Source organism: Thermoleptolyngbya sp. M55_K2018_002 (assembly GCF_015295965.1).
Taxonomy (GTDB): Bacteria; Cyanobacteriota; Cyanobacteriia; order Elainellales; family Elainellaceae; genus Thermoleptolyngbya; species Thermoleptolyngbya sichuanensis.
In genome coordinates this window covers 1-20,064 of record NZ_DVEA01000280.1, presented here as the reverse complement: position 1 = coordinate 20,064, position 20,064 = coordinate 1, and the positions used below count along the sequence as shown (strand labels likewise).

The 20,064-nt window shown below is 57.1% G+C and carries 13 protein-coding genes and 1 tRNA gene; 6 read left to right on the top strand and 8 right to left on the bottom strand.

The features are described from left to right. Positions 1 to 299 precede the first annotated feature (299 nt). Together psbQ and IGS51_RS14430 are read left to right on the top strand one after the other, a co-directional pair. Positions 300 to 758: a photosystem II protein PsbQ gene (psbQ, locus tag IGS51_RS14435; protein ID WP_205371075.1), complete on the top strand. Its 459-nt coding sequence runs from the start codon at positions 300 to 302 to the stop codon at positions 756 to 758. Between the two features lie 35 nt (positions 759 to 793). Then, positions 794 to 1,951: an FAD-binding oxidoreductase gene (locus IGS51_RS14430; protein ID WP_297079214.1), complete on the top strand. Its 1,158-nt coding sequence runs from the start codon at positions 794 to 796 to the stop codon at positions 1,949 to 1,951. 14 nt (positions 1,952 to 1,965) lie between these two features. On the opposite strand, the gene IGS51_RS14425 is transcribed toward IGS51_RS14430, so the two are convergent. Together IGS51_RS14425 and IGS51_RS14420 are read right to left on the bottom strand one after the other, a co-directional pair. Continuing rightward, the gene (locus tag IGS51_RS14425; protein ID WP_297079211.1) at positions 1,966 to 5,664 is read right to left on the bottom strand and encodes a Calx-beta domain-containing protein; all 3,699 of its coding nucleotides are present in this window, start codon (positions 5,662 to 5,664) and stop codon (positions 1,966 to 1,968) included. A gap of 577 nt (positions 5,665 to 6,241) precedes the next feature. Next, a complete protein-coding gene (locus IGS51_RS14420) occupies positions 6,242 to 7,798 on the bottom strand; it encodes an adenylate/guanylate cyclase domain-containing protein (RefSeq protein ID WP_297079209.1) in 1,557 nt (518 codons plus the stop codon). Positions 7,799 to 8,118: 320 nt separating this feature from the next. Here IGS51_RS14420 and IGS51_RS14415 point away from each other — a divergent pair. After that, positions 8,119 to 8,199: transfer RNA gene (locus IGS51_RS14415), tRNA-Leu, on the top strand. Between the two features lie 136 nt (positions 8,200 to 8,335). Here the strand turns inward: IGS51_RS14415 and IGS51_RS14410 are convergent. Both IGS51_RS14410 and IGS51_RS14405 read right to left on the bottom strand, forming a co-directional pair. Further along, entirely contained in the window at positions 8,336 to 8,860 is a 525-nt protein-coding gene (locus IGS51_RS14410) for a GNAT family N-acetyltransferase (RefSeq protein WP_297079207.1), read from the bottom strand. Positions 8,861 to 8,899: 39 nt separating this feature from the next. Continuing rightward, on the bottom strand, positions 8,900 to 9,478 hold the full coding sequence (locus IGS51_RS14405) for a hypothetical protein (protein WP_297079205.1): 579 nt from the start codon (positions 9,476 to 9,478) through the stop codon (positions 8,900 to 8,902). 496 nt (positions 9,479 to 9,974) lie between these two features. Between IGS51_RS14405 and IGS51_RS14400 the strand changes: the two genes are divergently transcribed. Further along, positions 9,975 to 11,594: a sensor histidine kinase KdpD gene (locus IGS51_RS14400; RefSeq protein ID WP_297079204.1), complete on the top strand. Its 1,620-nt coding sequence runs from the start codon at positions 9,975 to 9,977 to the stop codon at positions 11,592 to 11,594. 424 nt (positions 11,595 to 12,018) lie between these two features. On the opposite strand, the gene IGS51_RS14395 is transcribed toward IGS51_RS14400, so the two are convergent. From IGS51_RS14395 to IGS51_RS14380, 4 genes are all read right to left on the bottom strand, one after another. After that, positions 12,019 to 13,005, bottom strand: a complete 987-nt coding sequence (locus IGS51_RS14395) for a DnaJ C-terminal domain-containing protein (RefSeq protein WP_297079202.1) — start codon at positions 13,003 to 13,005, stop codon at positions 12,019 to 12,021. A gap of 175 nt (positions 13,006 to 13,180) precedes the next feature. Further along, a complete protein-coding gene (locus IGS51_RS14390) occupies positions 13,181 to 13,810 on the bottom strand; it encodes an AAA family ATPase (protein ID WP_297079200.1) in 630 nt (209 codons plus the stop codon). A gap of 65 nt (positions 13,811 to 13,875) precedes the next feature. Further along, positions 13,876 to 15,165, bottom strand: coding sequence for a glucose-1-phosphate adenylyltransferase (locus IGS51_RS14385; RefSeq protein ID WP_297079199.1), 1,290 nt, complete (start codon positions 15,163 to 15,165; stop codon positions 13,876 to 13,878). A gap of 198 nt (positions 15,166 to 15,363) precedes the next feature. After that, positions 15,364 to 16,212 carry an alpha/beta fold hydrolase gene (locus IGS51_RS14380; protein WP_297079197.1) on the bottom strand — a complete coding sequence of 283 codons (849 nt, stop codon included), beginning with the start codon at positions 16,210 to 16,212 and terminating at the stop codon, positions 15,364 to 15,366. Positions 16,213 to 17,225: 1,013 nt separating this feature from the next. On the opposite strand from IGS51_RS14380, the gene speY reads away from it, so the two are divergent. Beyond that, positions 17,226 to 18,431, top strand: coding sequence for a deoxyhypusine synthase (speY, locus tag IGS51_RS14375; protein ID WP_297079194.1), 1,206 nt, complete (start codon positions 17,226 to 17,228; stop codon positions 18,429 to 18,431). A gap of 767 nt (positions 18,432 to 19,198) precedes the next feature. After that, on the top strand, positions 19,199 to 20,064 hold an 866-nt coding region (locus IGS51_RS14370; protein WP_297079192.1), incomplete at its 3' end, for a hypothetical protein.

Below are 20,064 nucleotides of genomic sequence, written 5' to 3'. Positions count from 1 at the left end.
GGCGCAGCCCGCGAGAAATCGTCCAAAACCCAGCAAACTTATCGCAAGTGCGTAAATCTTGTTTGGATTTTGGATTTTCGATTGCCGTTTGGGAACGCGCATTGGGAACACACAGGGTTCCGGTCAGATTCAGTGCCCTCTCGTCCTGCGAAACCCTTCCCACTCGTCCCCTTGTGGTTTATAGTGCTTTACCGGAGCCAGTGTTCAGTCTATCGGGATGCCGCGACTATCCCGCCATTGGCTGATGTATTCTGGGGTAATCCGTTGGCAAACATTGGGCAAGTAATAGAGTGAGATCTATGAAAAAGTGGTATCGAAGCGTCCTCAGTTTGGTGTTGGTGGCGATCGCCGTCCTGTCCATTGGCTGTAGCAGCGCCCCCGTTGCCAAAGGGCCACTTTATTCACCTGAACAACTGGCGCAAATTGAAAAATACGTGAGCGATGTGGATGCACTGCGGGTGCGGATGCAGGAAATTCCCCCGCTGGTGCAAAAGAAGCAGTGGGTGGACGTGCAGACCTTCATTCACGGGCCGCTGGGTGAACTGCGGGCGAAGATGACCCGTCTGGCCCGGCTGCTGGAACCCAAGAAAGCTCAGCCCGCCGCGCTGGATGCCGCCAAAGCCGTGTTTGGGCACCTGATCGCCATCGACGAAGCGACCCAGACGGGCGATTCTCAAAAGGCGCTGCTGAACTATAACGAGGCGCTGCGCGATTTTCAGGTGTTTCTGGATCTGATGCCAACGACGCAGGACGGTTAGGATAATCCAGCTACCCCCCGGAGGCAGGTAGGATTGTGCCAACCGACGTAAGCCGCGTGGTGATCGTGGGCTGCGGAGTGGTGGGGGCGGCGATCGCCTACGAGCTAAGCCAGGTGAATGGTCTGGCGATTACCGTAGTCGATCGCCAGCCTCCTGCTCGCGCCTCAACGGGGGCTGCGCTGGGCGTGCTGATGGGCGCGATTAGCCAGAAAACTAGGGGTCGCGCCTGGAACCTGAGACAAACCAGCCTCCGCCGTTATCAGCAGTGGCTCCCTGAGCTAGAGGAATTGACCGGGCAGCGAGTGCCCGTGAATCGGCAGGGCATTTTGCTCCTGTCCTACGAAGCAGATTTATCGAAATGGGACGATCTGATCCGCCTCCGCCGGGAGCAGGGCTGGACGCTGGAGCATTGGGTTCCGGCTCAGGTGGGCGATCGCTGTCCTCAGGTTTCTCTGAATGCAGTCACAGCGGGCATCTACTCGCCACAGGACTGCCAGATTGATCCGACGGCCTTGACCCGTGCGCTGGTGGGAGGGGCCGCACAGCGCGGCGTGCAGTTTGATTTTTCGAGTCCGGTTGCATCGCTAGAATTTGCCGATGCGACGGGGCAGCGCTGCGTGGGCGTGCGAACCGTGCAGGGCGATCGCCTCTTGGCCGATTGGGTGGTGATCGCCTCCGGGCTGGGAACCACACCGCTACTAGACGCGCTGCCCCTCCCCCAGATCGACATCCGCCCCGTTTTGGGACAGGCGATGCGGGTGAAACTGGGGGAACCAATGGGCGATCGCACGTTTCAGCCTGTGATTACGGGCAACGATATTCACGTCGTGCCGCTGGGCCAGGGCGAATATTGGATCGGCGCAACGGTCGAGTTTCCCGAAAGCGATTTCTCAACTACAGACTTGTTTAGAAAGCTGGAGGCGATCGCCTCCAATCCCGCCGCGCTAGAAACGGTCTGGGAAGGGGCGATCGCCCTCTGTCCTGAATTGTCACAAGCCGAGGTGCAACACACTTGGTCGGGTCTGCGCCCTCGCCCCGCAAACCGCCCCGCGCCCGTGCTGGAGCGGCTGAGCGCCTGCCCAAACCTCATCCTGGCAACGGGGCACTACCGCAACGGCGTGCTGCTGGCTCCTGCGACCGCTGAGTGGGTGCGGGGAGAGATTGAAGATACGAAGGGGAAGATACAGGGTTAGGCTTCGGCTAAAGGCTAAATGCCCGTGTTTCCAGTTCCGCTGAAGTTAGACAGGTCGCCAGCCAGGTTGTTTGGCGTATTCAGCGGCGAATTATTAAAGATCGAATTATTCACTGCCAAAACACCACCTGATGCGATGAAAATCCCGCCGCCGCCCATACCAATATTGCTCGCCTGATTTCCGACAAAATTGGCAAAGTTGATATTGGACGTTCCAGCATTGTACAAGCCGCCGCCTGACGAGTTTTGGGCAACATTACCAGAAAACAGAATTCGCTGACCTGCGGTTCCCGTCACATTCAGGGTGCCGCCAGAATCGTTGGAAACCCCGCCACCAATGCTAGCCGCTGCGTTGTTCACGATTTGGCTACTGCCCTGGATGTTAACCGTACCGCTCTGGTTGCTAATGCCGCCGCCCGCGCCGCTCGTCCCACTGCCAGCAGTATTATTCCTTACGATTGTGTTCAGCAGCGTCGTTGTACCGCCTTGGTTAAAGATGCCACCGCCGAGCTGCGCCTGGCTATTCTGCACGACCAAGTTTTCCAGGTTCAGCGTACCGCCCAAGTTAGCGATGCCGCCCCCATTTCCTGTAGCCACGTTTCCACCGGAGATGGTTAGCCCTTCAATCGTTGCTGTGATAGCTGGCTGGAGAGTAAAGATCCTGAAGTTTGTTGCCGCGGCCGAATCCCGCGAAATGGTGAGCGTCCCAGCCCCAGGCCCATCAATCGTCATATTGCGCGACAAGTCAGGCAGCGCTGAGGCAAGCTGAATCGTGCCGCTTACCGATGGCGCAAAGGTAATCGTTGGGTTGGCAATGGAGTTGTTGTTATTGGCGGCAATAATCGCCTGGCGCAGCGACCCCGCTCCAGAGTCGTTTATGTTGGTCACGATGCCGTCATCGTTGAGGATCGTGCTGACCTGCGGGGTGACCGTGCCAGAGGTATAGCCCGGCCCGTTGACCAGCGTCAGGCTAATGGTTTCATTTGGCTCAATTGTATCCAGATTCGCAACAGGCTTAATCCGCAAAACAGCCGTAGTCGCCCCAGGCGCAAACGTAATCGTGCCCGCCGTGGGGTTAAAGCTGGCTGCGCCTTCGACGGTATAGTCATTGCCCGCCGCGCCAAATACTGCTGTCCCGCCGACCGTGAAGCTCACCGTCAGCTCACGGCTCGTTGCGCCTACTCGCGTGAAGGTGTAAACAATTTCCTGTCCGCTGTCTTCAAGAACACTGTCGGGCGAAACCGTTAGCGTCACGATTGCGTCGTCGTCTTCGATGATGCCGGAGACTGGTGTCGTGCTGACGGGCGTGTAGCCTGTCCCCGGTTGCAGGGTCAGCGTCACCAGTTCATTCGGCTCTAGGTTGGAGTCTGCAACGGGCTTCACGAGAATCGTCTTGGTCGATTCGCCCGCCGCAAACTGCACCGTTCCCCCCAGCGCCGTGTAGGTAAAGGTCGTACCTACAGGCGCAGACACGGTGTAGTCGGTGCTGAAGGTGGCTGTGCCGCCCACGCCAAAGTTGACTGTAATGGGGCGATCGAGGAACGCTGTACGGGTGAAGGTAAAGACTAAATCATTGCCGCTATCTTCTAGCACGCTGCTGGGCGATACCGAAAGCTGAATGCTGGAGTCATCATTTTGAATGGTGCCCGTCGCGTTGCCTGGTGCGCCAACAACGTATCCTGTGCCAGCCGCAACCCCAACCACGACAGTTTCATTTGGTTCCACTGCATTGTCAGCAATGGGCGTGATGGTGATAGTTCTCGTTGTTTCGCCAGCCGCAAAGTTGATGGTGCCCGTTCCACCTGTGACAGTTGCGCCTGTAATGGTGTAGTCTGCATTCGGCCCGCCCAGGGTCGCTGTGCCGCCGACCGTAAAGTTTACGGTGATTGCGTTGCCCGTGAATCCGGTGCGGGTGAAGGTGTAGACCATTCCCGTGCCGCTGTCTTCTAGTACCGCGTTCGGGGACACCGCGACGCTGATTGAACTATCGTCGTTCAGAATGGTTCCAACTACTGGGGCTGTGGTCAGGGGAGCATAGCCTGCACCGCTGCGGAGCGTCAGGATCACAGTTTCGTCGGGTTCCACCACGGTGTCTGCATTGGGACGAATACGTAGAACCTTAGTGCTTTCCCCTGCTGCAAAAGTAATCGTGCCCGCCGATGCGCCATAGGTAAATGTTGTTCCTGGCGGTGCGTTCACGGTGTAGTCGCTGGTTGCACCAAAGCCTGCGGTGCCGCCTACTCCAAAACTCACCGTAATGCTGCGGTTTAGAAATCCTGTCCGAGTGAAGGTATAAACCAGCTCATTGCCGCTGTCTTCTTGGACACTAGCAGGGGACACAGATAGTGCGATCTGGCTTTCATCGTCGATGATGGTGCCTGTGGCGCTGTTGGCAGGAGCGAGACTATAGCCTGCACCGGGAGCCAGCGCTACGATGACCGTTTCATTTGGCTCGACCAGGTTGTCGGCAAGGGGGGTGACTCGGATCGTAGCGGTGCTGGCGTTGGGGGCAAAGGTAATCGTGCCCGTATTGCCCGTGATGCTGGCTCCCGTCACGTTATAATCACTGCCGCGTGTGGCGGTGCCGCCCAGGGTGAAGTTGACGGTTAGGGCGTTGCGGATGTAGGTGGTGCGGGTGAAGGTGTAGACCATCGTGCCGCCGGTGTCCTCGACCACGTTGGCAGGCGAGACGGCAACGCTGACGGGCACGATGGGAATGGGCACGCTGACATTGAAACTGCCGAGCGTCGCCGGAGGGGCTGCGTTGCCGCTGGTGTCGAAGATTTGTCCGGCTTGCAGCGAAACCTGGTAGGTGCCGTTGTCGTTGGCATCCCAAGTGCCGCCGGGGGCTGTGATTTGATAGGTCACGGTGCGGGAGGTGCCGTTGCCGACGGGTGTAAAGCCGACCAACTGTGCCCCCTGCACAAAACCGTTGGGGCCCGTGACGAGCAGGTTGCCATTGCGGAAGCTGAGGCTATTGAGCTGAACCGCATCGGCATATTGAATGGTGAAGGTCTGGGTGGTTCCTCCCGCAACAGTGATGTTGGGATTGGCGATGACTAGGTTGGCAGCGCTGGGCGGCGTGGTGTCGCGGGGGGGCAGCGGGAAGGCGACTACGTTGGTGCGGGTGAGGCGGCTGACGTTCACATTGCGAACAATGGCCAGAAATTCACCCGTCTGACGATTGCGAATGATGACGTTGTTGCGGTTGTTGCCTGTGCCCTGGACGATGCTGAGGTTATTGAAGCGAAGATCACCTGCTAGACCAATGCGGTCTTGGTTGGGATTGAAATCGGCGATAACGTTGGCGTTTCTCCGGCGGCTACCGCCTGTGCCGTTGGCCAGGACAAACACATCGCGGCCGGGGCCGCCGGTCATGACATCGCGCCCGCCAGTGCCCGCGACCAGCGTATCGGCTCCTTGTCCACCATTTAGCCGATTGAGGCCGCTGTCGGCATAGATCAGGTCGTCGCCGTCGCCACCGTTGAGAGTGTCATTGCCGATGCCGCCGGAGAGGGTATCGTTGCCAGCGCCGCCGTCTATCAGGTCGTTGCCTGCATTGCCCTGGAGCAGGTCGTTACCGTTGCCACCGTTAATTTGGTCGTTGCCAGCAGCGCCAAGGAGGTAATCATCTCCATCCTCGCCAAAAATGAGATCAGCATCGGGAGTGCCAAGCAAAAAGTCCGGGCCGGGGGTTCCAATCAGAGTAGCCATTAACTGTTTTCCTAACGAACTTGAACAGCGGGAGGAAGTACGGAGGGGGGAAAAGGGATTCTGCGTTGCCAGATTGGGAGTTTCGGAGTTTTTTCGGAGTTCTATTTCATGCTTCTGAGAGCATTTCTGAGAACTCCTGGGAAGGTCGAGAAAGGCAGTCGGAACATGACCTTGCTAGAAGGTTGAACCCGATATCTCCTGATATCTAACGTCTGAAACAAAAGTGATAAAGCAAGGTTGCCCAATCTGGAGCGATGAAATTAACATCTCAATCGATTAATTCGACCGATTAATTCGACTAACCCAGTGTCCTTTTTGACATAAAACTGAATCCGTAGGCGATCGCCCTATAATTCGCCCTCAGAGAAAGCGTAAAGGCGGATTTGAAACCGAAGTTTGGCGTGTGGGTAAGTCATCTGAAAAACCGTGCTGTATCCGCACAAGCCGCGCTGAAACATGCTTTTCAGAGCGCTGCAAAAATTGCTCTGAAAAACGGCTTAATGATAGCAACCCCTGTTTCAGTCAGGACAATTTTTTTTGAGCCGAAGCCGGGATTGGAGCTTAGTGCGTCTCTGTCTCAAATCGGGGATTCAAGCTCAAAGGTGGGCTGGGGTGTGGTTTTGCCTTTGAGAAACAAATCACCGATGGGCGTGCAGGGATAGTGGGGGGCGATCGCCCGATACACCGATTCCGTCAGCAAAATTTGTCCACTGCTGGCAAGGGTCATCAGGCGGGCGGCCGTGTTCACGGGGTCCCCCAGGATATTAAACTCGCGGCGGGCACGGGGCGAGCCGATTTCGGCGGCAAACACGGGGCCTTGGTCGAGGCCGATGCGACAGGCGATGTCCACAGGCTGACCCGCAGACCGTGGTGGTGCAAGCTGGCGGACGATTTGGCGAACCTCCAGAGCCATGTCCGCTGCCCGCAGCGCATCTTCGGGGTGGCTGCCCAGCGCTCCGAAGTAGACCAGCATGTCGGAACCGAGGGAATGATAGGTCACCTTTTGCAAAATGCCGCCGCGCGATCGCACGCTAGCGTGGATCAGCGCAAACGCTTGCGAATAGCGGCGCACCAGCAGATCCACTTCATCAGGCGAGGCCAGGTCTACGGCTTCCGGCAGCCCCATCAGGTTGACAAAGACCACTGTTGGGGTTGGGAAGTCCGGCGGAATCTGACGCTGAGCAGCGCATTCCACCAGCAGGTTCAGAATTGGCGCGGGCAAGTAGCTGGCCAGCGGCTCTACCAGACCTACCGACTTCTGAATTTCCTCACTCAGGCCGGGGATGCTGCGATCCATCAGCATCGATGAAGCCATGCGGCGACGGGGCAGCGTGATGTCATATTCTCCTAGTTCCTCCGGGCTAAGCTGGTCAATCACCAGGCTGTGCTGGGCATCGAGCGGCTGGAGCGGAAATTCTTGACCGAGGCGATCGCCCACTTCCCGACTCACGCACACCCGCCCCACAGCACTAGCCGACTCTGCCCGCTTCGCCTGCTGCACCGTCTTTCCCAGCAGCACCCGCCCCATTCGCTCTGGCGTGCCAATATCCGCCGTCAGAAACCGTCCAGAGTGGATGCCCACCCGCATCTCTAGCGAAAACTGACCCTGGGGCATGTCCAGCGCGGTGAATTGAGTCATCGCCCGCTGCATTCGCAGGCCCGCCCGCACCGCCTGCGCCGCATCGCTGCCGTCTCGCCCTGGCAAAAACTGCACCAACATGGCATCGCCCGTAAACTCCAGCAAATCGCCCCCCGACTTGCTGATAATTTCAATCATGCTAGAGAAATATTGATTAATCAGCGTCAACAGCGCCGCCGCGCCCTCCGGCCCCGCATCTGCGTTTGCCTCTAGCAGGGGCGTAAAGCCCGCCAGATCGGTAAACAGCAGCGTCCCCTCCTGCCAGCCATAGCGCAGTTTTCCCAGCAGGGGCGGCGCTTCAGATACCTGGCGGGGCATATAGTCATGCAATATTTGCTGCATCGTGCGTAGATGCTGAAACACCTGCATCAGCGTGTCGGCAGTGGGATCGACCCACAGCGCAGCATAGAGGCTGGCAGGCAAAAGCGGGCGCATTCGCTGCTCCAGGTCAACCAGGGGCTTGGGGAGTGAGTCAGGCGAAGAGGGAGGCAGCATCAGTGGCTAACGAGAGGGGCCCAACCTATGTTGATTTTGGATTTTGGATTTTCGATTTTGGGTTGCCAGGCAATCGTCTGTGGGGGTTTTAGTAGTTTCATTTGTAGCGTTGCTTCTGTAGCGTTGCTTCGGAGAAAGGAGCAAAACCGGGAACGGAGTCAAAATTTTCTAACCCTGAGAAAAACATAGGCGAAATTGGCGAGAAATTGGTGGCAAATTTGCAGCGCGTGGCTTGGACGATTGCGCGATTTTGGAGTACAGTTAAAGACTGTGAGTAAGTCAGCAGTCATCCCTCATGCTGATTTGCCCGTTCCCCCCACGCGGATGTGGCGGAATTGGTATACGCGCACGTTTGAGGGGCGTGTGGCTTTGCCTTGCGAGTTCGAGTCTCGCCATCCGCATTGAGTCTAGTGTATTGCTCGATCCAGCGCTATTCATCTTTCTACGATGGGTTGAGCGCTGCTTCAGGCTAGTTTCTATCTCAGGCTAATTTTAGGGCTGTTTCAGGGTGATCCGGTCGCGGCGTGTTGTGGCCTGTCACGGCGAGAAATTTTCGCGGGCGATCGCCCAATACACAACCTCGCAGTTGTAATAAAAAGCGTCTTTTTCGTAGGTCATGCCGAGTTCTTGCATGACACGCTGTGAGGCCCGGTTTTCGGGGCGGGCGATCGCCACAATCCGGCCTAGCCCTAAGGTATCAAACCCAAACTGGAGGCTGGCCCGCGCTGCTTCGGTAGCCAACCCACGCCCCCAAAAGGGGCAATCTAGCACATACCCCACTTCGATTTCCGGCGTGCTGTCTAGATGCATCAGCCCCACTCGTCCGACAAAAGCACCCGTCGCCTTTTCCACCAGCTTCCACATGCCAAAGCCGTGCATCTGCCAGTGTGCCATCATGCGATGCAGCCCCGTCTGGGTTTCCGCCCGCGTGCGAACGCCATGCCCCACATAGCGCATCACGTCTGGATTGGCTGATAGCGCTGCCAGCGCGTCGAGGTCGTCTGGCTGAAACTGTTGCAGATAAAGTCGCTGCGTTTCTAGTTCAGGGGCGGAGTGGAGCATTGGGGTTGTCGATTAGGTGGATATGCGACCCTAAAGCGGTCATTGAGCAACAGCGGTCTGGATCAGCGCTTGCAGGCACGCCGCCGCCGTGGTGAACACCTGAGACCCCGATGCCGAATGCCACCAGCCCGTTGTCGTGTGGGGCGATCGCCACAGTTCTAGATGCGCCACGGCGGGTTCTGCATAAAAGCGATCGCCCCTTGCCGCAGCGGTGAGCAGGTTCAGGGGCACATCCAGCAGGGCCGAACTCCAGTCGGTAAAGTGATCATGGCTGAGTCGATGGATGGGGAAAGGGCCGCTCAGGGGCACACCCCAGCCGTCTAGCGCAATCAGCCCCAGCACGGTTCCGCCGAGCGCTTGCCAGAGGGGGGCGATCGCCGCCAGACTCACGACCCCCGCACTAAAGCCCAGAAATAAGACTGGCGGTGCGGCCCAGGGTGCGCCCAGTCGATGTTGCAAAACACTCAGCCCGTGCAGCGGCGAATACACAGGCTGTCGATCGCCCGGTATGACGCAAATTTGCATCGTGTCCAGCCGATCCAGCGCCACTGCCGCTAGAAAAGATTCTGTAAGCCGGGGCGAATGCACCCCCGGACACACCACCAGTACCGTCGCCAAGTCTCTGCCCTTTATTTTTTCAGGACTTACGCATCTGCAATAACTTGCAATCAGTTGGATTTTGGAGGATTTCTTGTGGACTGCGCCCGCGAGAAATCCTGCCACTGCATCAGTCCTCTGTTCGTGTCCCAGCTTGAGGGCGATCGCCCCTGATCCCCATCATAGGGCGGGCATTGCGACCCCAGAGTTCGGTTCTAGAGCTAGGCTCTCTGGAGGTTTATCGATATCGTCTTATATAGGAGCATGAGGTGATTAGTGATAAGGCGCGATCGCCGTGCATTGGCCCAGATTATGCCAGGTAAATGCGCCAGGATTGTGCCAGGTAAGTGTGCCAGATAGGTGTGCCAGATAGGTGTGCCAGAGAGATGTGCCAGGGCTGAATGCCTGCGGGTATACTGCCTCTGTAGAACCTCTCTAGGGGCAATGGCAGCCGCGTTTTACCTCACTGCTCTGCACTCATCGATATTGGAACCGTTTGTTTCCAGGACGCGCAGCCGTGCATAAGTGGTATCTACCCACCCTCAGTGAAGTCGTTGCCCAGGCAGAAAGCCCGGTGCGGCAGCCTGGCCCTGTGGCCCGGCAGCAGCTTAAGGCTGAGCGCGAATGGTGGGGGGCGATCGCCGCGCTGAACCATCTGCTTTTGGAAACGCTCCCCTCTGACCCCAAACCTCGATCTTCTAAAGCAAAAGCCCAGGCTTTGGTGCTATCGGGGCCGCTGCCCGTGCTAGAAGCACCCGATGTGGTCGCACGAGTTGCCACCTGGAACTTCACGGTAAATGCGCTAGAAACCGCGTCGTGGCTTCCGTTCCGGCTGTTGCCCTCGGCCCAGCACAACATCCCGCACGGCTCTACGGCGGCCACGGTGCCCCTCATGCCCAATGATCCGCTGGCGGCGGAGCAGTTTTGCCTGGTGCTAACGCCGACCTTTGGGCTGGTGATGGTGCTGGGGGAAGATCTGGAAGGCACGCCTGCGTTTATGCTGTCCTTTGACCCAGTGGTGGTGCGGGCGGCGTGGCAAGCGCTGCGGGCGCGGCTGCTGTTTGCAGGGGCGGGGATCTTGGGACAGATCGAGCCACTGGTTATCCAGTTCATGCCGCTCGATCCCAATCGTCCCGACGATCGCCCCACCACATTGCCCGACTATCGACTGGTTTCCCGGTTCAATCGGCTGATGCTCGACTTTTTGCCAGAGCCGCTGGAGTGGGAAGCCCATCCCAACTCGTTGCCGACTGTGGGCGATCGCCCCAGCGTCCCAGAAGAAGCGGCCGAGGCCGTTGAGGTGTCGCCCTTGCACTGGCTCCACGATGGCGAGGCGATCGCCCTGGGCTTGCAGCAGTCAAGCTCGACCAATGGCAACAATGCTAGCCGAAAGGGCCAGGCACAGGCAGATGATCTGCTGAGCGCCAAGAGCGAACACCTGGATATGGAACTCTTGCAGGCGATCGCCCACGAAGTCCGCACCCCGCTAACCACCATCCGCACTCTGACGCGGCTCCTGCTAAAGCGCAAAGATCTCAGCCCCGACGTGCTAAAGCGCCTGCAAGTCATCGACCAGGAATGCACCGAACAAATCGATCGGTTTAACCTGATTTTCCGAGCCGCAGAACTGGAGACGGCTCCGGTCAAGCATCCGCTGATGCCGCTGGCCCCGGTGTCTCTGGCGCAGGTGTTCGAGCAAAACGTGTCTCGGTGGAAGCAACTGGCCAGCCAGCGCAGTTTAGAACTCAAGGTCGAACTGCCGCAAAAGCTGCCGAACGTCGTCACCGACCCCAACCTGTTTGATCAGGTGTTGACGGGGCTGATCGACCGACTCACGCAGACCCTTGCGCCAGGGAGCGAAATTCGCCTCCAGGTGGAGCTAGCCGGACACCAGCTCAAGCTCCAATTTGAGGCAGAACAACCAGCCGCCGACCCAGCCGGAGCTAATCTAGGCTTTGTGCCACCGCTAAAATCGCTGGGGCAACTGCTGATGTTCCAGCCCGAAACGGGCAGCCTCAGCCTTAGCTTGGCAGTGACTAAAAATCTGTTCCAGGCGCTAGGCGGCAAGCTAATCGTGAAACAACGACCCCAGCGAGGCGAAGTGCTGACGGTGTTTCTGCCGCTGGAGTCGAGGTAGCCAAAAGCCCGGAATAGCTACAAGCTCGATAAATCTGTGGCTTTACGATCCAAAATCGGCAATCTAAAATCCCCAATCCCTATAGCCCAGCGCACCTCATCGCGTCCCATATTATCGCGTCCCATATTGGAGATCAGCAGATCCGCAATAAAAAGAGGGACGTGCGGTAGGCACATCCCCTCAGGGAGTCAAGATATATCTCCAGAGTAGGTAACTCGATCCAGGGGTGTCCTCTGTCTCAGGAGGTAAATGTGGGGCGCAGCTTTTCAGGAGCCAGCTTTCTGAATCAGCTTTAGGACATACGCAGTTGGACGATTTCTCGCGGGCTGCGTCCGTGAGAAATCGTCCAAAACCTAGCAAACTTGTCGCAGGTGCGTAAGTCTTACAGCTTTCTGAATCGAAAATAAGGGCTAGAGAATAAGGGCTAGAGCCGGATATGCTTTAGTCCGCTACGGGGGTCAAACGTGCGGCTATCGCGGATTTTTTCGTAGTATTCGCGCTCAACAGGGCTGAGATCCTTAGGAGGCACGATGACAATTTTCACCAACTGATCGCCGCGCCCGCCTTTGGGATTCACCCAGCCCTTACCTCGCAGTCGCAGCGTTTGGCCGGAGCGGATTCCGGCGGGCACGTTCATGGTCACGAGGCCGTCTGGCGTGGGCACGTCGATGGCGGTTCCCAGCACGGCTTCATCAGGGGCGATCGCCACTTCGCACACCAGATTGTCTTCTTCAAATCGGAAAAACGGGTGGGGCTGGATGTCGATTTTGAGATATAAATCTCCTCGCTGACGGGTATAGGGATTCATCTGCCCTTTGCCCCGCACGCGAATCTTGCTACCCGGTTTGGCCCCCGCCGGAATCCGCACCTCGATTTCTTCGCTACCCAAAATCAGTCGTTTTTGCACACCCTTAAACGCTTCCGAAAGGGTCATGCTGAGGTTGGCTTCCAGATCGCCGCCCGCGCTGGTCGGCGGTTCGCCAAACCCGCCAAACCCGCCAAACCCGCCAAAGCCCCCCGGTGGAGTGCCCGGACGATAGCCATAGCTGCGATCGCCACCTGGAACGCCGCCCGCAAACCGGCCCAGCAGCTCATTGATAAAGTCATCGAAGCTGCCGTATTGGCTAAAGTCAAATCCACCAAAGTCGCCCGGAGCACCGCCACCAAAGCCTTCTGCCTGCTTCCAATATTGCCCAAACTGGTCATATTTGCGGCGCTTGTCTGGGTCAGACAGCACTTCGTAGGCTTCGTTGATTTCCTTAAAGCGAGCTTCTGCGGCCGGGTTGCCAGGATTCATATCGGGGTGATATTGCCGCGCCAGTTTGCGGTAGGCCCGCTTGAGTTCGTCGGCGCTGGCGCTTTTGCTGATTCCAAGGATGGCGTAGTAGTCTTTGAAGTCCTGAGCAGCCATCGGGTCATCACCTACTCTGAATTGACTGAATTGCTTGAATGGCTTGAATAGCTTGAATCGCTTGAATCGCTTGAATGGCTCAGATTTCTCGAATCGATCAAGCTACTTGAGCCAATGGGTTAGGCATACCAACTGGGGGTGGCGACAACGCCCCTATTCCAACCCTATCAAAGCTTCAAGAGAATTGGGGGTGTGGTTTCCCAAACCGAGCCGAATCCCAGGTTGTGGGGTCTGGACAAAAGGCTGGTGGCAGGTGAATCAAGGTATCGAAGCCGTCGCTGAGGCTGGGTGGGGCTGCGGAGAGGCGGCAATGCATCTGCTCGATAATGGGTTCAGGAACCTGGCGATCGCGCTTTCGGTTTCGCTCCAAACACAGAGCCAGCGGCACATCTAGCCACAGCCCCGTGATGTGTGAAAAGCCACAGCGCCGCCCCAGTTGCACGACCTCCTGCCGCTGCCGCCGTGCTGCATTGGTCGCGTCGTAGAGCGTATGAGAGATTTCGTGAGACGGGGTGCGCGTAAGCGGCTTTGCAGCGTCAGACCGTCGCTTCAGCACGATTTGATCTGGACGAACGCCCGTCGCCGCTCGAAAAGCCTGCTCGACTTCCTGCCAAATCTGCGGCCAGGGGCCCTGCGTTGCCTCGTCGCCAAACAGTTGCCCCCGGATCGCGTCTGTAGACACTAGCCGACAGCCATAGTTGTTGACTAAAACCTGCGCCAGCGTGGACTTTCCGCTTCCTGGCAGACCAATCAGAACAATCAGATGGAAAACCGTTGGCGTTGGGGCAGCAGTGCGTTGATCCACAGCAGCAGACTCTTGCCCTCCAGAACCGAACCCTATCCTCAGTTCTAAACCTTTAAATCACGGTTCTAGATCACGGTTCCATCCGGAATCGTTGCCCCCTTGAGAACCACCACGATTCCGTTGCGGATATAGAAGCCGTATTCTTCGCGGGCAGCTTCTTCGATGTGATCCTTGTTCAAAATTTTGACATCGCAGCCGATGCAGGCGTTCTTGTCAATAATTGCCCCGCGAATCGTGGTGTTTGCGCCGATGCCGAGGGGCACTTTGCCATCATCGCAACTGTTCGAGCGCTCTGCCAAGGGCTGATAAAAGTCTGACCCCATGATCAGCGTGTCTTGCACCACGCAGCCCGACTCGATGCGCGTGCGGATGCCCAGAACAGAGTGATGCACCTGACAGTTTTTTAGAATGCAGCCCTCGCCGATCATCGACTCGGTAATGGTGCAGTCGAGCAGCTTGCTAGGCGGGAGCGATCGCCCGCGGGTATAGATGGGAGCCTTTTCGTCGTAGAAGCTAAAGGGCGGATGGGGCTGTTGCGTCAGCGCCAGGTTGGCATCGTAGAACGAGCGGATTGTCCCAATGTCTTCCCAGTAGCCGTTATACAAATAGGCTTGCAGGTTGTAGTCCTTGGCAGAGGAGGGAATGATTTCCTTGCCAAAGTCAGTCTGTTCGGGCGATCGCCGCAGCAGGTCAAACATCACCTGCTTTTCAAACACGTAGATGCCCATCGACGCAATGTAAGGCTTGAGCTTTGCCTCTTCGGGGGTCAGCCCCAACACGGTGGTATCCACCTGCATCTGCTTCAGTGCGTCGCCCTTGGGCTTCTCGTAAAAGTCAATGATGCGTCCATCCTCATTGATCTTCATCAGACCGAAATCTGAGGCCCGCTCATTATCCATCGGCAGCACCGAAATCGTGATGTCGGCCTTGGTTTCGCGGTGGCGCTCCACAAAATCGCTATAGTCCATGCGATAGAGGTGGTCGCCAGACAGGATTAGATACTGATCTACGTCGTAGTCCTGGAACATCCAGAGATATTGCCGCACCGCGTCAGCCGTGCCCTGAAACCAGTTGGGATTTTCAGGAGTTTGCTGTGCCGCTAGCACCTCCACAAATCCTTCGTGGAACCCCGAAAAGCTGTAGGTACGGGAGATATGGCGATTGAGCGACGCTGAGTTGAACTGCGTCAGGACGAAGATCTTGTAAATGTCGGAATTGATGCAGTTGCTAACCGGAATATCAATCAAGCGATACTTGCCCGCCAGCGGCACGGCTGGCTTGGCCCTTAGCTTTGTGAGTGGATACAGGCGGGTGCCCGCACCGCCGCCCAGAATAATCGCTAATACCCTTTTCACAATGACCTCTTAACCGCCGTTTAACGCCTGTTTGATCCCCACGTTTAGTGTGATGCGACATGTGATCCTTTGCAAGGGGATCGGGGTAAAGAATCGAGACTTTTTTATCCTCCAAAAGGCGGATGTTTCTGGGAAAATAGTGCCGAAGAAATAATTGATCTCCGATCTGCTGCGAGAGCCGCCGTGAGGGAACCTGGGTCAAATGACGGTTCTCAGCAAGAAGGGCAGGATCGCTTCATTCACCTTGTCGAACCAGTCGATTTGCGGATAGTGCCCCACGTCCGGCAGTTGGATCAGTTCTGCTTCTGGAGTGGCTTGCACAAATGCCTCGGCCAGGCTGAGGGGCAGCCAGCGATCGCGCATTCCCCAGCCCACCAAAACGGGCTTCGTCCAGGCTTGAAACCCCTGCTCAATCTCGGCAGTAGCCTGCGGCAGGCGCAGGTTTTGCACGGCGGCAAACAGGGCCCGACCCGCATCCGAGCTTTTCAAAAAGGGGCGGCGATATACATCCAGATCTTCGTCTTTCACCACATAGCCCCCGCCGCCTTCGAGCGTCCGATCCACCAGCAGCGGGTCTTGGGTGAACATTTCGCCCGCCAGCGGCAGCCCCAACTGCTGCATCTTCCAGGGGAGCTTGGCGCGGCTCGTCACCGGGGCATTCAGGATAACCAGCCGCTCGATCTGGTCGGGATGGCGCAGAGCATATTGCAGCCCCACGGAGCCGATGAATCCCTGCACGATCAGCGAGCAGCGATCGATCCCCAAGGTGGTCAGAAACGTTTCCAGCGCAGTGGCGTAGGCATCGGGCGTGTAGGCAAAGGTGCGGCGGTCGGGTTTTGCCGAGGAACCAAAACCAATCCAGTCGGGGGCGATCGCCCCAAACCCCCGCTCCTCCAGCGCCAACATCACGCCACGCCAGCTATAGCCCGTAGCAGGCAGCCCGTGCAGCAGCACGACAGGCACTCGGTTGCTCGCTGCATCTCCTTCTACCGCTCGATAAAACCATTCGAGCTGCCCACAGGTCAGCGTTTTCTCCTGCACCGCCATGACGTTCTCCTTCGTTCCAGAACAGCAGGTGGGATGAGCTTACCGCTGCGGGGGATCAGAGGACAAGCGAGAGCCACAGGAGAAACAGGACAAACGCATCCTATGGTGACCGAAGCCCTGCTTTACTCGCCGGGAGCAGCGCTTGCTAGACTGCCCATTCTATATCGCTCATGTTGCTGAAAGAGGCTTTGCGCTTGGGATTGGCGATTTCAGGCTGGCGACTGCCTCAGGGCAGGATAGAACAACGGAATCACGTCTGCCTCTCTTCCCTCCTTGCGTCCTGAGTAAGCGTTTGCCCTGCTCTATCACCCATTAGCATCTGGTCGTTTGCGAGAAGGATGTTAAACTGTAGACTGACGTAGCGCTAAAGGGTTGCAAGCCGTTGAAACTCCTTTCTGCTGGAAGTCGCCTCTGGCTTCTCTTCTGGTACTTGGGAATGAATCTACAGCGAATTCGGCTTTCCGATCCTGCATTGTCCTGGGCAGATCGCTGCGAAGGGCCCAGTATGCGCTGATCGACCTGCAACTTTAGGTTTGTTTTTATCCATCTGCCTGGAGCCTCCCAAGTTGGGGTCGGCTTCTTACAGAAGGTTGAGCAAACTGGGTCGATCTGCACTCCATATCAAAGTTTTTGAACGGTTAATCGCTGGATTTCGCCAAACGGGCGATCGCGCTGCTTCTTCCACGAGGCGCTCGATCACTTGCGACAATGCGACAGGTTCTCCGGCGATCTGCTCAGGCAACGGGGCCATCCTGTTTTGCAAGGCTTCTACCAGCGCCCCTATCAGCGCCCCTGACGCGGTTGCAATCTATTCGAGATTCCCTGTTTTGAGGAACCCTGAGGGGGTTCTCCGCTGTCCTGCCGCGCCGACGGGGTCTTTGAGCCAAAATATCGCACCTGCCCAGCGTAACCGCGCCTCGTTCAACCCTCTTTTCTGAGCCGACTGGTTTTCACAGGTTTTCTGCTCTAGTTCTACATTCACAATTCACGCCGGACTTTATTGGGAAAAAGCCATGACCAAACTGCTTAGTCGTCAAATTTCGCCTGCGCCGCTGTCTGCCAATATCGGCATCACTGACCTAATCGATACCTACTTCACGGCTTACAACTCAGCCCGTCTGCGCGAAGCCTGTCATCTGCTCAGCCGTGACATCATGCAACCGGGCGTGACGGTTGCCCTCAGCCTATCTGGTGCGCTCACGCCTGCGGGGTTGGGGGTATCCGTCCTGTCGCCGCTGATGCGCCACGGGTTTGTGGATTGGATCATCAGCACAGGCGCAAATCTGTATCACGACTTGCACTACGGGCTGGGGATGGAGCTTTATGCCAGCAACCCCTTTGTAGACGACGTGAAGCTGCGCCAGGAAGGGCGAATTCGCATCTACGACATTGTGTTTGGCTATGACGTGCTGCTGGAAACGGATGCGTTTATTCGGGAACTGCTGCGCTCTGAGCCATTCCAAAAGCGCATGGGCACGGCAGAATTTCACCACCTGTTGGGCAAATACATCAACGCGATGGAAAAACAGCTTGGTGTGAAAAATCCCTGCCTGCTGTCTACGGCCTATGAGTGTGGCGTGCCGATCTACACCTCTTCTCCGGGCGATAGCTCCATCGGCATGAACGTCGCAGCCCTAGCGCTAGAAGGCTCGAAGCTGGTGATCGATCCATCGCAGGATGTGAACGAAACAGCGGCGATCGCCTATGCAGCCCGCAACTCTGGCATTCCCGATGTAGAAGGCAAGAGTGCTGCACTCATCCTCGGCGGCGGCAGCCCCAAAAACTTCCTGCTGCAAACCCAGCCCCAACTGCATGAGGTGCTGGGGCTAGAGGAGCGCGGGCATGACTACTTTGTGCAAATTACCGACGCTCGTCCCGACACGGGTGGACTTTCCGGCGCAACCCCCAGCGAAGCCGTGAGCTGGGGCAAAGTTGACCCAGAAGAATTGCCCAGCACCATTGTTTGCTATACCGACAGCACCATCGCTCTGCCGCTGATGGGAGCCTACGTGATCAACCAGTGCGAACCGCGTCCGCTGAAGCGCCTCTATGATCGCCGCGAGGAAATGCTGGCGACGCTGCAACGGGACTATCTGGCAGCCCGTGCAGAACGCACCGAGGAAAAGGTAGGCGCTGCCATTCCCAACGCCAAGCCAGTGCCCAAACCCGAACGGGAGCCTGTGGCCACCTATCCCTGCGGCACGCCCATCCGTCGCTAGGCGGGTTCAGGGCTGGCTGAAAAGGTATAGAAAAGGTTGGCTTTTCGGGCGTTTCGACCTCGAAAAGCCAACCTTCTACGCATCAACCTTCTACGCAAAACCTAGATACTGTTTCGGTAGTCAAGGTGCAGGACAAAGTTTGGTCGGTTCAAAGGACTGCCTGGAATGCAAAACACCGTAGATGACCCGGATTAATTTGTGCATGACGGCACCGACAACTTGCATTTTAGTTTCGCCTGCTGCGAGCAAGCGATCACAAAAGGCTCTAATTTGCAGGCAACGGCGAATCAACAAGATCTACTTCCGCCGCAGAGTAGCAGAGTAATAGCTGAATCTTTAAAAGAAAAATGCCTGACCCTATAAGCCCCCAAGGTCAGGCAGTTCACCTGTAAGGACGCCTTCTGAGCAGGAACCCTAACGATTCAATTGCCCCCTAATCGCTAGTGTTCCGAATGCGTTCTCCAGAGTTATCCATATTCTGCAATTTCTTGAATTCAATTTCCCTGAGATTTTTACTGAACTCTGTGGGGCAGTTTTGCAAAAAGGCGCCATCGGATACGGGAATTTCCATTGACAATTCTGTGATTTGTCGGGTAGTCAATCAGCCGTTTTCCGATGATGGGGGTTAGAAATGAGCCTGACGCACTTAGGAGTCTAAAAATTTGAATCAATCTGCTCCTGCTTGGATGACCATTCCAGACGGACAAATGCTAGGCTCGAAAAAATGCTGCTTGTCAGGGCTTTGAGGTGCTGCGTTAAAGAGGACGTTGCGCCAGAGAACTGCTGAGGGCGATCGCCACGATTCAACCATGCTCACCCCCATCACCGAAGACGTTTTTAAGCAACTGATTCCCGCTGTCGCCACAGCGCAGCAGTATCGCTACTACTGGGGCAAGTTTCAGGATGTGCTGAGTCGCGTGCTGATTTCGGTCGTGGGGGCGCTGCTGGGGTTGGTGCTGCGGGCAATTTTGCCACCCAACTTTTGGTTTGAGATTTTGGAATTCAGCGTGGCGATTATTGCTGGTCTGTACTGGTTGTGGGGGCCCGCTTACCAGGCCGGCCGCCGCAATGCTGAATATCGCCGCTTTCCCTATGCGGGCTTTTGGCAGGGCGAGGTGTCCGATGTCTACATTACTGAAGATCTCGTCGGCACCGAGGAACGGGTCAACAAGCAGGGCGAACTGGTGATCGTCGAAAATCGGCAGCGACGGCTGAACCTGGAATTAGCCGATGAAGCAGGCTACTTGGGCAAGGTAAAGGTGCCGCTGGTGCGCGACCATCGGGTGATTCGTCCGGGCGATCACGCTCAACTGGTTGCCATCTCCAATCGCCCCGACCTCGACCCCATTTTGGAGCTATCCGATGTGTACATGGCGGATTATGGGCTGTGGGTCAGCGACTATCCCTACCTGAATCGAGAGGTGTTTTCAGGCATCAGCCAGCAGCTCAGCCGTCGCGCTAGCGAACCCAGCCCAAAGCGCCGCCGTGGCCGTGCCAGCGACCCTGCCAGCGACCCTGCCAGTGACCCTGCCTACGACCCCGGCTTTTATGAAGCGCCGCCGCACCGGACTGAACGCTCTGGCCGCCCCCGTCAGGCTGACAGTTTTCGCCAAGAGCCGCCCCGCAGCCGCCC